Origin of the sequence: Mucilaginibacter mali, assembly GCF_013283875.1 — a bacterium.
In the GTDB taxonomy this organism is placed as follows: Bacteria; Bacteroidota; Bacteroidia; order Sphingobacteriales; family Sphingobacteriaceae; genus Mucilaginibacter; species Mucilaginibacter mali.
In genome coordinates this window covers 3,044,329-3,056,521 of sequence record NZ_CP054139.1, presented here as the reverse complement: position 1 = coordinate 3,056,521, position 12,193 = coordinate 3,044,329, and the positions used below count along the sequence as shown (strand labels likewise).

The window sequence follows — 12,193 nt, the reverse complement described above, 5'->3', positions numbered from 1 at the left end:
AAAACTTATATCGAAACCAAACCTTGCCGTAATCTTTTCTCCCTGGTCATATTACTATCCGGCAGGCCCATATAGTATTTATAGGTGCGCAAATTGAGTTTTTGGGTGAGGTATTTTTTGCCGGCCCGCTCGTAAAAATCGGGGTCTAATGCCAATAGATTGCGGAATGGCACATGCTCAAAAACTTCCCTTTTCCCAAATAGGGTGCCGAAAACAATACACTCATCTATAAAAATGTAGCCCGTGGGGTTATCTTTGCAGGGCACAAGCAGATCTTCCGGGCAGGTGGCGATATTTTCGGTAGTGGAGGCGATCAAATCGTATTCCTTCATATTTTCAAGGCAGGCAGAAATATGATTTGGCTTATACTCGTCATCCGAATCGATGAAGCCGATATAAGCCCCCGCGCTGTTTAACATTCCTTTATTTATAGAGAAAGCCTGGCCGATGTTTTTATGACGGAGGTAAGTAAGTTGCTCTTCATGCAGCGTTACATAATCCAGGATATCACGGCCTAAAGCCGCATCGCTGCCATCATCAACAACGATCAGTTCAAAATCCCTGAAGTCCTGCGCCATCACCGAATCTAAAGCACGCCTTACCATGCTGAAATCCCTGTTGTAAACAGCCATAATGATGGATACCCGGGGAAACTTAGGTTGCATAAAGAAAATTTACAGTAAAGATAATGGTTGAGGTGGCAATTAAAGAAGAAGACATAATGGTAATTTAACCACAAAGACCACAAAGTTTTTTTCACAAAGATCAAATAGGAAAAGATCGGTTTATTTGGAAAACACAAAGGCCACAAAGCTAAATGAACTTAGTCTTTGTGGCCTTTGTGTTTCTTAACCTTTGTGTGCTTTGTGGTTAAATTGTCACCATGTTATATCTTCAACCATAAAAAAGCCAAAGCCGCCAGCACCGCGCCAATTATCGGCCCCACAACCGGTATCCACGCGTAATCCCATTCGCTGCTGCCTTTTTTATCAACCGGTAAAATGGCATGCATAATCCGCGGACCAAGATCGCGTACCGGGTTAATAGCATAGCCGGTGGTGCCGCCTAAAGCCAGGCCTATCACCCAAACCAAAAAGGCCACAGGCATGGCGCCTAATGAACCCAAACCGATGATCACCTTGTCTTTTTTGATCTCGGCATCGGTAAAGTAAAAAATAACGAAGATCAGCACAAAGGTGCCAATGATCTCGCTGATCATGTTCGACGATGTTTTACGGATGGCGGGCGAAGTGCAAAAGGTAGCCAGTTTAGCGCCTTTGTCATCAGTAAGCGCGTAGTGGTCTTTGTAGAACAACCAAACCAGTCCGCCGCCGGCCATAGCACCTAATAACTGCGCGCCGATATAGGCCGGTACTTTTGCCCAGGCAAATTTTTGGGCAATGGCCAGGCCAATGGTAACAGCGGGGTTTAAGTGCGCGCCGCTAAAGGGGGCTGCAATTACCACACCCACAAATACGGCCAAAGCCCAGGCGGTAGTGATTACTATCCAGCCGCCATTATTGCCTTTGGTGCCCGTAAGCACAACATTGGCTACAACCCCGTTACCCAACAGGATCAGGATCATGGTGCCGATAAACTCGGCGGTAATTTCGTTCATTTTGTTTTAGCGATTTTGTGTGATTGATTAATTTTCGGCGTAAGCTTTCGCGGCCTTAACGGCACGGTTCCAGCCTTTTATACGTTCGTCTATTTTGTTGGTTGTGCCCGGTGTAAAAGTGCGTTCAATTTGCCATTGCCCGCTGATATCTTCCATGCTGCTCCAAAAACCGGTGGCAAGTCCGGCCAGGTAAGCCGCACCTATGGCAGTAACCTCGGTTACTACCGGGCGAATTACCTGCGTATTCAGTAAATCGGCCTGGAACTGCATCAGCAGGTTATTAGCCGTCGCGCCACCATCAACCCGCAGTTGAGCGATGTTCAGTCCCGAATCGGCCTCCATGGCTTTTAGTACTTCCATGGTTTGGAAAGCGATGCTTTCCAGCGCTGCGCGTGCAATGTGAGATTGATTGGTGCCACGGGTAATACCGGTAATAGTGCCGCGCGCATCCTGGTTCCAGTGTGGCGCGCCAAGGCCTGCAAAGGCCGGTACAACGTAAACGCCGCCCGTATCCTCCACCTTTTTAGCCAGGTCTTCCACCTCGGCCGATGAACTGATCAGCTTCAATTCATCGCGCAGCCATTGCACTACAGCGCCGCCAATAAAAATGCTGCCCTCTAAAGCATATTGAACCTTGCCGTTTATCTGCCATGCAATGGTGGTTACCAGGTTGTTTTTTGATGCGATAGGCTTATCGCCCACATTCATCAGCATAAAGCAACCGGTGCCGTAGGTATTCTTAACCATGCCGTTGGCAGTACACATTTGGCCGAACAATGCCGCCTGCTGATCGCCGGCGATACCCGCGATAGGGATTTGCGCTGCCAGTACGGTACCGGCTGTTTCGCCATAAACCTCGCTCGATGACTTTACCTCGGGCAGGATGCTGCGGGGGATATCGAACAGGTTCAGGAGTTCTTCGTCCCAGCCAAGGGTGTGGATATTATAGATCATAGTGCGCGAGGCATTGCTCACGTCGGTGATATGCGTTTTACCGGCGGTCAGCTTCCATACCAGCCAGGTATCCACTGTGCCAAAAGCGATATGCCCGGCGGCGGCCTTTTCGCGTGCGCCCTCTACGTTATCAAGGATCCATTTAATTTTTGTGGCCGAGAAGTAGGCATCAAGCACTAAGCCGGTTTTCTGCTGGATGGCTGCTGCATGGCCCTGCGTTTTTAATTCATCGCAATAGCCGGATGTGCGCCTGTCCTGCCATACAATGGCGTTACACAGTGGTTCGCCGGTGCGTTTATCCCACAAAACGGTAGTTTCGCGCTGGTTGGTGATGCCAATGGCGGCGATATCCTTAGCGGTAAGTCCGGCATTAAGAATAGACTCGGCGGCAACCGATACCTGCGACGACCAGATCTCTACCGCATTGTGCTCAACCCATCCGGGCTGGGGGTATATCTGGGTAAATTCTTTTTGGGCGATGGAAACAATGCTGCCCGCTTTGTTAAAAACAATGGCCCGGGAACTGGTGGTGCCCTGGTCTAATGATAAGATGTATTTTTCCATTCAGGAATTTAGTTGGTTTATAATGGGTGTCTTTCGGTTGTTGTTGATCTGTAATAAAAAGCAACAAAACGAAATAACATGTAAGTATAAAAATACAAATTGACATTATGAAAATATAACCAAAATTTTATAATCATATCTCATATTATTCATTATTTTGCATGATGTAAACCTTTTATTTCAATGATAAATTTAGCCGAAAGACATCAATATATTCTAACTAAACTTCAAAAAGAAGGTAACTTAAATGTTGTAGAACTTTGTAAGGAACTAAAGGTGTCTTCGGTTACAATACGCAAGGACTTAAAGGTGTTGGAAGACAAGAACCTGCTTTTTCGCACACATGGTGGCGCCACACTGAATAACCCCTACATTGTCGACCGGCCGGTAAACGAGAAGGAAAAGATCCAGTCGGCCGAGAAGATGAGCATTGGCGCGGCCGCCGCGGCAATGGTACAGGATAACGATTCCATTATCATCGCATCCGGTACTACCATGCTGGCTTTAGCCCGTAACCTGCCACCAAAGGTAGGCTTAACCGTAATTACTTCGGCCCTAAACGTAGCACTTGAATTGCTGAAATACCCGGCAGTAGAGGTACTGCAACTTGGCGGGCAGCTGCGCAAAAGTTCATCATCGGTAATGGGGCCTTATGCCGAAAATATCCTTAACGACTTCTTCTGCAATAAACTTTTTTTAGGGGTTGATGGCATCGACCTTGAGTTTGGCCTCACCACCACAAGCGCCATGGAGGCGCACCTTAATAAGCAGATGATCAGCGTATCGCAAAAAACCATCATCCTTTGCGATTCGACCAAATTTGGTCGCCGCGGTTTCGGGAAGATCTGTGGTTTGGATGAGATCGATCATATCATTACCGATAATGGTGTATCTGAACACGTAGTGAAAACGCTGGAGGGTTTGGGGATAACGGTGACGATAGTGTAAGTTTACTGCTTATTTGTAGACTCACCCCGACAGCGCTGCGCTGGTCGGCCCTCTCTTCGCTGCGCGAAAAGAGGGCAGGAGCAATATCGGATAATTCCATTCCCTCTTTTCGCACAGCGAAGAGAGGGTGGTCGAGCGAAGCAACGACCGGGTGAGTAGAACCATGCCGCAGGTCTGCCGCGCACGGTATTCAACAAGTTCAGATTGAGGTAAGCCTTTGCACGATCTCACTCCTCATCCACCACCGGCAGCTGCTTATACAAACTATCGTACGATAAGGTATGCAGCTTATGCAAATTCTGCTGATGCAACACACCAACCCTCAACGCCTTCAAACCTGATACCCCCTGCAGATCCTCCACATCAAAATGTTCGATATGACCCTCCAAAATGCCCTTGTTTTGCAAGATGCGGATGTATTGGATGTATTCGGCTTCTTCCTCGGCTTTCGAGTAGATAATAACGATTTTACCCTGTTGGGTGATACGTTCTTCGGTGCCCAGGATATGGGCCTTGTCTATACGTTTTTTGATTACCTCGTAGCGCACATTGTAAGCCCCATCAATATCAAAATGCTTCTCATCCATGCGGAAACGGATAGCGATAGGGGTGCTGAACACCAGGATGAGCGAGGCCACATCCAAGGGGTAGGGCAGGGCGTCCTTCAGGTGAAACTGCTCTATCTCCATTTCGGCAATTACCATTAACTGCCACAGGCGCAGGCGGCGCAGATCGTGCGGGTTAAAGCTTTCAAACGGCGATATCGACGCGCCGATATACAGGTTGTGCTCCACGCCATCGGTTTTAAACCGCTCGAAGTAATGCGGAAAGTACTTTTGGATCTCGTCCTGCCGGTCGTCCAGCACGGTGCTTAGCTTATCGTTTATCAGTGATAAGGTTTTTTCATAATTGCGGCGGTTACTGTGAAACTCGCCGGTCAGGTTATCTATCTGCTCAAAATAACGGGCGATATCCTTCTTCAGCCTTTCGTTATGATGCGCATCATCCTTCAGCAACGGATAAATGTTAGTTTCGATGTAATGTTGTATCGATTGTTCGGTATCGGCTTTGATGTTGATGCCGAGATCGTCTATAAAGCCCTGTAGATCGGCCAGGTGCTGCTCGATAGGGATCACCGGCTCGTGCGGTTCTACCTGGCCTAATATCAACAATAACTGGTGCAATTGGGTCAATAGGTCGTTCTTAACGCTTTGGTTGCGGGTGACAGATGAATCCTTAATATCCACCTGCCCGTAAAGCGGGAACACATCCTTAAAAATAATCTCTTTTAAACTGTAAGCCAGGCCGGCATTGGCGCTTTGGATATAGTTTTGCGCCTCGCGCTTAAATTTCCAATCTACGCTGGGGTGTAGCGTGGTATAATTATTTTGGATGACGGCGCGGATACGGTTTTGCAATTCGCCCACTTTGCGGTCGATAGCATCACTGATGTAGGGCATCACAATTTCAAGCTTATGGGCGTTCACACTGTTAAGCTCTTTCAAACGAGGGGATACCAGTTCGATAACGCCCAGCAGCACGTCGTTTTTCACTACAGGGGCAATTACAAAACTACCGATATCCTGATCTTTAAAATGCTGGGCCATCAAACTCAGCGGATTTTTAGCCGCGAAATCATTCACATCAGCCACGGCGAAATAATCATGATCTTTGATCAGTTTTTGATAAGCGCCGCTGCAAAGCAGTTGTTTGCAATTATCGTCCTTATTATCGGGCAGCAGGTAGCTGTTCACTTTTTGACCAAAAGGGCGGCTGGTGAATATACCTTCTTCCTGGTTAAACGAGGTAAAACCGATGCGCAGATCGGGTATCCGGAAGATGGACTGAAAAATATTGGCCAAACTTTTCTGCATATCCGGTGCCGAAGCGTTGCCCAGTAAGTTGCTTTTTAATATCGATACGGCATTCTCCACGGTTACATCCACCAAAGTCATCAGGGCAAAGCCTTTCAGTATCCAGGCCTGGGCCGGGAAAGTGCGTTTCCACAAGTCAAGGTCATCGTAATTACTGATCAGTTCGTCTATCTGTGCAGTGGTCAGCGTCGGCGCTTCGGCGGTAGGAATAACATCGATAAAATCGCCATTGTATAAAATACGGTAGTGCTTTACAATGCCGTTGGCCGCGGGAATATCGTAGAACAGGGGCTTGGTAAAATCAAGATTGGTGCCGTAAAAACGGTTCAGTATCATGCAGCAACTGGCTACATAAAACTGGTGCTCGTCGAAATCGCGGATGCTGAATTCAAAATCGGTACCGGCTTCGTTCAAAATATTTTGGAAACGCTCCGAATAGTTAAAAGCGATGTTGAGATAAGGCAGGCTTACGGCTTTGATCTCATTGAGCGTAAGCATGGGCGGGAACAATTCGGCCAACAACTGTGATATCAGCTCTTCGCCTTCTTGCAGCTGCGCTACTTTGGTAATGCCGTTTTTTAACTCAGGGTGTTCTGCTGCCTGTGCTAACAGCGCTTTAGCGTGTTGCCCCCGGTAACCCTCATCTGTAGACGCGATCTCTTCGTACCGCTCTATAATTTTATGGAACGAGAGTTGGATCTGAAAAGGATTATCCGGAAATACAGGTATCATCATAAACAAATGCTAAAAGCAGGCACAAATTTATTTAAATTATAATACATGTAACTCAGTGCACATGTTTGTGACAAATGGGTGAATTTGCTGTGTTATCCGGATGACAAATAACGGATTTGATAAGCAAGTTGTTGAATATAAGAAGATTTTACTTCTTCATAAACGACATTGAAACCGCCGTACCTGCGCCCAGTAGTGTACCGGTAGCCACATCGGTAGGGTAGTGTACCCCCAAATACATGCGCGAGTAAGCCACTGTACCTGCCCATAAAAACGATGGCGCGATAACATACCATTTTGGATAAGCGATAGACAAGGAAGTTGCCGTTGTGAACGAACTTGACGAATGCCCTGATGGAAACGAATAACCACCCGCGCGGTAAACAGGTACGATATTGATGTTCTGCACAAAAGGCCTTGGGCGTTTTACAATATGTTTGATGGCCATGGTCAACACGCCCGAGATTGCGCTGCTACTGGCCACATAAAGCGCGTTTTGGCGCATCTGCATATCGTGCCCTATTACGCCGCCCGCTAATAAGCCAACGGGAACGCCTATATCAACATATTGATTGGTGTTTGATATAAAGCGCATAAAGCCGGTTTCGCCGGGCGTGCGGCTGTTGGCCAGATCTATCATCACCCTATCGTCCCATTGCTGCAGGACCGATGGGTTGGCGCGCTGAGCTGATACGCTTGTGCCGAACATCACAAATAGAATTAACGATAAAAGCTTAACGCGCATACATCTCAATTTCAAAAATGAAACAATATCACCATCACCTGTAAAATAATATTGCCGTAAACCCCGGCCAAAATATCGTCCATCATTACCCCGGTACCGCCCGGCAATGCTTCCAGCCTGCGAATAAACAAAGGCTTCACCATATCAAAAAAACGGAACAGCACAAAACCGGCAATCAGCAGGTACAGGTTGTGGGGGATAAAAAGCATGGTTACCATCATGCCGGCCACCTCGTCTATCACTACCCGGTAACTGTCCTTACCCCAGAAAGTTTCTACCTTATCGCCAACATAAATGCCCAGCAGGGTGATCAGCACCGTCCACAGCAGCAGATACCAGCTGTTTTGTGCGATAGCTGTTGGCCAGTACAGCCAAAGCAAGCCGCAAGTAACAGCGGCGGCAATAGTGCCGCCGCCTTTTATATAACCTATGCCAAACCAGGTGGCAATTAATTTATTCATGTATATGTTTTTTGCATTTACAATTCCCTCCCCTGGGAGGAGTGAGATGGCCTGTGTTGTGGTAGGGAGGGGTTTCTGTGAAAATACATGAGTGATGAACCCCCTCCCTGCACCCTCCCTATGGGAGGGAATCGCACCAGCCAGCGCTTCTTTTACCTAACCTCTAATCTCTTTACCTCAACTCTTATCCAATACCTTTTCTGCTGCCTCGGCAACTTCCGGTTCAATGGTATGTTTTTTAGGGAAGTTGAAAAAGATAGAGGTAAGCACCGGTATAATAAAGATAGCCACTGTAAATACCGATGTAAAGATATCAGCCTTTTCGCCGCTCATTACTTCGGCAAAGCCGCCATCCGGGTAGAAATGGATATAAAGTGATGAAGTTAACTTGATACCCAGCACGCCGATAACAATGAAAGCTACGGTTTCAAGGAAGGTGAATTTCTCCATCAGCTTAACAAAGGCCTGGGCCACAAAACGCATAGCCAAAATACCGATGAACACACCGATATAGATGAGCATCACGTGGTCGGTAAAAGCCACCGCCGCGAAAACGTTATCGATAGAGAAAGCCAAATCCATAATTTCTACCAGGATAATAGTAGCCCACAGCGGACCGATCAGTCCAACAGTTGAGCGGTAAGCCCAGCTTTTGGTTTTATCTACTTCCTCATCACCGCCACCATCGCCTTCGCTTAGTTTACCTTTAAAATAATCGAAGCACAGGTAAAGCAGGTAAAGGCCGCCCAAGGGTTTCAGCCACCAGATCTTCACCAGCCATGAAGCCAGGAACAAGCAGATACCACGCATTACATAAGCGCCAATGATACCATAACGCAGCGCTTTTTTACGCTGACCTGGCGGCAAATCCAGCACCATGGTAGCCAGTACAGCGGCATTATCTACCGAAAGCAAACTTTCGATAACGATAAGGTTAAGAATAATAAGCACACCGGCCTTAAGATCGGGGCCTAAAAGGGAATGTAAAATGTCCATTTATGATCAGTTTTGGATTTTTTGTAAAGATATTATTTTTTCGTTGCCGTAAAACAGTTCCCTCCCCTTGGAAGTGTTACCGTGTACCCACATCTTAGCAGCTTGTCATTTCGAACGAACCGGGGGAGGGTTCGTGCGGTTGTGTGAGGAGAAATCTTGTACGATATGCATGATACGCCATATTTAGAAATATACCGTATCTGATTTCTCCTCGTCCCCAAAGCTCATTCCCCCGCCAATTCGTTCGAAATGACAAAATGGTAAAAATGGACGGCATCACATCAAATCCGTATTCAGCATGCTCTTCAGCATGTTGGCCTGCACATCAACATCGCTGATGTTTTGCAGGAAATTAATGTCGTTCAACTTGCGATAATTATCTATCAGCAGGCTTTTTACTTCGGCAGGAATGGCGGTTTTCAGGCTGCTGATGGTGCTGTTCAGCCGGTCATTCTTGTCCTCCAGCTCGTGCATAAAGGTTTCCTTTTTTGATATTTCGTTTGATGGCGTGCCGGTGTCTATTTTGCTTACATCGCAAAAAAGAAACAGGTTACGTGCCGCGAAATACAGGAAATACTTATCGGTATCATTTAGCTGGTAAACCTCGGCTACCATTTCGCCGGCCCTCAGGCCGCAATAAAAAGTGCTGCGGAAATCGTTCTTGCACAATTGTCCCATCAGCTTGCGCTGAATAGTGGCATACGCGGTAGTGTAAACATCCTTTGGCTCGTAGTCAATTAGTTCCAGCAGCAGGGCTGGGGGCACCTCATTATAAAAATCGTGCGAGTAACGCGCGCTGAACGCATTGATGTTTTTGGAGAATGGATATTCCGAAGAATCATCCGACAAAACCTGATATAGTTTGCGTAAGGAGGTATTGATCTTGAGCATTTGTCGCTGCTGATCTAACCTGAACTGATCTTGCGAAAGAACAGAATCTTTTATGCGCGTGATGAGATCTTTGTTGATCTGGATCTCATCCAGCACGATCATGATATTCTTCTCGTTATTCTTTTTGATCTTGCGCAGCAGATCCAACAAGGTTTGTGTAAACTGGAGGTGAAACAACTCCAGTTTATTAATATCCAGTTCGGGGTTATCCTCAAATAATTGGTGGATAACCTGGCTGCGCAAATAGATCTTGTAGATGATATCGTCGCCAAAAAAAACAGAAAGCAGTTGCAGCTTGCTGATGATGTGGTTCGAATCGTTCAGTATCGCCTTGCGGGTTTCATCCATTCTTCAAAATTAGCCAACATTCGTCACATTTTTCTTTAGCTCGGTCTCTAAATTTTGCAACTCGGTGTTCAGCGTTTTCCTGTTCTGCGCGCCCTCCTCGTGAATACGTTTTACTTCGTTCAGGGTGTCTATCAGGTCGGAAGTGGTTTTCTTCAGCGTTTCTAACGATACCACGGTTTTTTCGTTTTCCTTCGCTACGTTGATGCTGTTGGTCTTCAGTAGTTCGGCGTTCTTCAACAAAATGGTATTGGTAGTTTCCGATATTTTTTGCTGCATTTCCACATTGGCCTTTTGCCTTTGCAGGGCTACGGCAATGGTTAGCTGATTTTTCCAAACCGGGATAGTGGTAGAAATAATGGATTGCGCCTTTTCCGCTATCGATGTATTATTGTTCTGCACCACGCGGATCTGCGCCAGCGATTGCATCATGATGAAGCGCACGGTTTTCAGGTCGGCCAGGCGTTTATCCAATCGATTGGTGAAGTCGCGCAGGTCGGCAATTTCGTAATCGTTATAATCCTGCGGGCGTTGCTCCATCGCAGCCAGCTGAATGTTCAGCTCGTTTAGTTTCATCTGTCCGGCAATGATCAGTTCCTCCATCTGCTTGATGTACTCCACATTGCTATCGAACATGGTTTGCAGCGAACTGTTATCCTTAATAGAGTTGATACGACCGGCCTTGATCTTGTTGGTGATCTTATCCACGTTATCGATCACCGTATCGTACTTGGCGAACATCTTTTTGGCATCCATCACCAAACCTTTCAGGAAAGGGATCTTCAACAGGAAGCCTTTAATACCGGTGTTCTCCAGTTCGTTAACGTCGATATAGTTCAGTTCGGTCAGCAGGTCGGCAATTAGTGTGCCTACCTCGCCCGAGTTATAAGTACGTACCGAAGTTAAAAACTGGTTACTGTATTTCTCCATCGATCCCTGTATCTCCGAACCGTAGTTCAGGATAGAGTTATTGTCGGCTGGGTTAAGGTCCTTGCTTTTTTCCAGGTATTTCTTTTCGTCTTCGGGTTTTATCAGCGTTAGGTTAACATTGCCCTCTTTATCTACCTTTAGTTTAGATGGTTCGGCAGCCGGGGTAGTGCTGCTCACTACCAGTGCCGGGGCATCTTCAACCGGGGCAGGGGTAATTGGGACTAAAGGAGGTATATCGCTTAAAAAATCAGGGGTTTCGTTGGCCCCGTTTGATGTTGTTTCTGCCATGATTACAAATGTGTTAGGTATTGAAATTACACAAGTTTAGATGTAAAGATAATTTGAAATGTTACAAATTGTTATTCCAAATGCTCCGTTAGGAGCAATATATCGGTAGCAATTGTATTTCATCCTGCGTGCCATAGGTACGCTATATTATATTCCGTACCTACGGCACGGGATTAAACACAATCTGTTTATTGCTACCGATATTTAATCCCTACGGGATTTTTAGCCTTATAAATACTGCGCGGCTACCGTTTTAACGGTATTTTGCAGATCGCGGTCTTTGGTCGGCTCGCCAATGGCGTTAAATTTCCACTCGCCGTTGCGTTTGTAAAACACACCCATCACCATGGATACGTGCCCGGCGAAGCCAGCGCCATGCGCCACATCGTACTTGGCGAACACCTCGTTAACACGGGTAGGCGTGCCTTCGTAAATACGGATAGAGGCGAAAGGTATCGAACCAAAATCCTGTCCGCGGAAACTGTTTAACACAAAGGCTACATATTGGGTTGATGGGCTCAGCATACTGAAATCCAGTGTGATCACTTCGTTATCCAGGCCGTCATCACCGCCAACGTCGCCGGTCAAGTCGTCACCGCTGTGGCGTACCGCGCCAAGCTTCGATTTTAGGTTGCCAAAGTAAACCACCTCTTCCAGTTGCTTGTTCTCGCTGAACAGGGCACAACTGGCATCAAGGTCAACCGCTTCGGTGGTACTGCCAATGCCAAACAGTCCCTTTTTTACAATTGCGCCCCAGTTAATGCCTACGCAAACGTTTTGCAGAGTGCTGCCATTGCTTTTTTGCAGGTTAATGCGCTGCCCTTTTTCTAAATTGATAGCCATG

General features: G+C 46.8%; 11 protein-coding genes. 1 reads left to right on the top strand and 10 read right to left on the bottom strand.

What is annotated here, in order from left to right; all coding sequences use genetic code 11:
* Positions 1-5: 5 nt before the first annotated feature.
* The 3 genes from HQ865_RS12970 to glpK all read right to left on the bottom strand — a co-directional run bounded on the left by HQ865_RS12970 (position 6) and on the right by glpK (position 3,136).
* Complete coding sequence (locus tag HQ865_RS12970; RefSeq protein ID WP_173415303.1) at positions 6-665, bottom strand: glycosyltransferase family 2 protein; 660 nt, start codon at positions 663-665, stop codon at positions 6-8.
* A gap of 221 nt (positions 666-886) precedes the next feature.
* Positions 887-1,618, bottom strand: coding sequence for an MIP/aquaporin family protein (locus HQ865_RS12965; RefSeq protein ID WP_173415302.1), 732 nt, complete (start codon positions 1,616-1,618; stop codon positions 887-889).
* A 27-nt stretch (positions 1,619-1,645) separates the two neighbouring features.
* A complete protein-coding gene (glpK, locus tag HQ865_RS12960; protein ID WP_173415301.1) occupies positions 1,646-3,136 on the bottom strand; it encodes a glycerol kinase GlpK in 1,491 nt (496 codons plus the stop codon).
* Between the two features lie 183 nt (positions 3,137-3,319).
* On the opposite strand from glpK, the gene HQ865_RS12955 reads away from it, so the two are divergent.
* A complete protein-coding gene (locus HQ865_RS12955) occupies positions 3,320-4,084 on the top strand; it encodes a DeoR/GlpR family DNA-binding transcription regulator (protein ID WP_173415300.1) in 765 nt (254 codons plus the stop codon).
* 227 nt (positions 4,085-4,311) lie between these two features.
* Here HQ865_RS12955 and HQ865_RS12950 read toward each other — a convergent pair whose 3' ends face one another.
* The 7 genes from HQ865_RS12950 to HQ865_RS12920 form a co-directional block, all read right to left on the bottom strand.
* Positions 4,312-6,693, bottom strand: coding sequence for a GAF domain-containing protein (locus HQ865_RS12950; RefSeq protein ID WP_173415299.1), 2,382 nt, complete (start codon positions 6,691-6,693; stop codon positions 4,312-4,314).
* 148 nt (positions 6,694-6,841) lie between these two features.
* Positions 6,842-7,402 carry a phosphatase PAP2 family protein gene (locus HQ865_RS12945; RefSeq protein ID WP_237073462.1) on the bottom strand — a complete coding sequence of 187 codons (561 nt, stop codon included), beginning with the start codon at positions 7,400-7,402 and terminating at the stop codon, positions 6,842-6,844.
* Positions 7,403-7,449: 47 nt separating this feature from the next.
* Positions 7,450-7,899, bottom strand: a complete 450-nt coding sequence (locus tag HQ865_RS12940) for a phosphatidylglycerophosphatase A family protein (protein ID WP_173415297.1) — start codon at positions 7,897-7,899, stop codon at positions 7,450-7,452.
* Between the two features lie 177 nt (positions 7,900-8,076).
* Complete coding sequence (locus tag HQ865_RS12935; protein WP_173415296.1) at positions 8,077-8,895, bottom strand: DUF475 domain-containing protein; 819 nt, start codon at positions 8,893-8,895, stop codon at positions 8,077-8,079.
* Positions 8,896-9,171: 276 nt separating this feature from the next.
* On the bottom strand, positions 9,172-10,134 hold the full coding sequence (locus tag HQ865_RS12930) for a hypothetical protein (protein ID WP_173415295.1): 963 nt from the start codon (positions 10,132-10,134) through the stop codon (positions 9,172-9,174).
* Positions 10,135-10,143: 9 nt separating this feature from the next.
* Entirely contained in the window at positions 10,144-11,349 is a 1,206-nt protein-coding gene (locus HQ865_RS12925) for a toxic anion resistance protein (protein ID WP_173415294.1), read from the bottom strand.
* A 228-nt stretch (positions 11,350-11,577) separates the two neighbouring features.
* On the bottom strand, positions 11,578-12,192 hold the full coding sequence (locus HQ865_RS12920) for a TerD family protein (RefSeq protein ID WP_173415293.1): 615 nt from the start codon (positions 12,190-12,192) through the stop codon (positions 11,578-11,580).
* Between the last annotated feature and the right edge of the window lies 1 nt (position 12,193).

Excerpts from the sequence above, each read along its gene's own strand:
- HQ865_RS12970 (WP_173415303.1), bottom strand. The coding sequence starts at position 665 with ATGCAACCTAAGTTTCCCCGGGTATCCATCATTATGGCTGTTTACAAC.
- HQ865_RS12955 (WP_173415300.1), top strand. The coding sequence starts at position 3,320 with ATGATAAATTTAGCCGAAAGACATCAATATATTCTAACTAAACTTCAA.
- glpK (WP_173415301.1), bottom strand. The coding sequence starts at position 3,136 with ATGGAAAAATACATCTTATCATTAGACCAGGGCACCACCAGTTCCCGG.
- HQ865_RS12930 (WP_173415295.1), bottom strand. The coding sequence starts at position 10,134 with ATGGATGAAACCCGCAAGGCGATACTGAACGATTCGAACCACATCATC.
- HQ865_RS12965 (WP_173415302.1), bottom strand. The coding sequence starts at position 1,618 with ATGAACGAAATTACCGCCGAGTTTATCGGCACCATGATCCTGATCCTG.
- HQ865_RS12945 (WP_237073462.1), bottom strand. The coding sequence starts at position 7,402 with ATGTTCGGCACAAGCGTATCAGCTCAGCGCGCCAACCCATCGGTCCTG.
- HQ865_RS12920 (WP_173415293.1), bottom strand. The coding sequence starts at position 12,192 with ATGGCTATCAATTTAGAAAAAGGGCAGCGCATTAACCTGCAAAAAAGC.
- HQ865_RS12925 (WP_173415294.1), bottom strand. The coding sequence starts at position 11,349 with ATGGCAGAAACAACATCAAACGGGGCCAACGAAACCCCTGATTTTTTA.
- HQ865_RS12940 (WP_173415297.1), bottom strand. The coding sequence starts at position 7,899 with ATGAATAAATTAATTGCCACCTGGTTTGGCATAGGTTATATAAAAGGC.
- HQ865_RS12950 (WP_173415299.1), bottom strand. The coding sequence starts at position 6,693 with ATGATGATACCTGTATTTCCGGATAATCCTTTTCAGATCCAACTCTCG.
- HQ865_RS12935 (WP_173415296.1), bottom strand. The coding sequence starts at position 8,895 with ATGGACATTTTACATTCCCTTTTAGGCCCCGATCTTAAGGCCGGTGTG.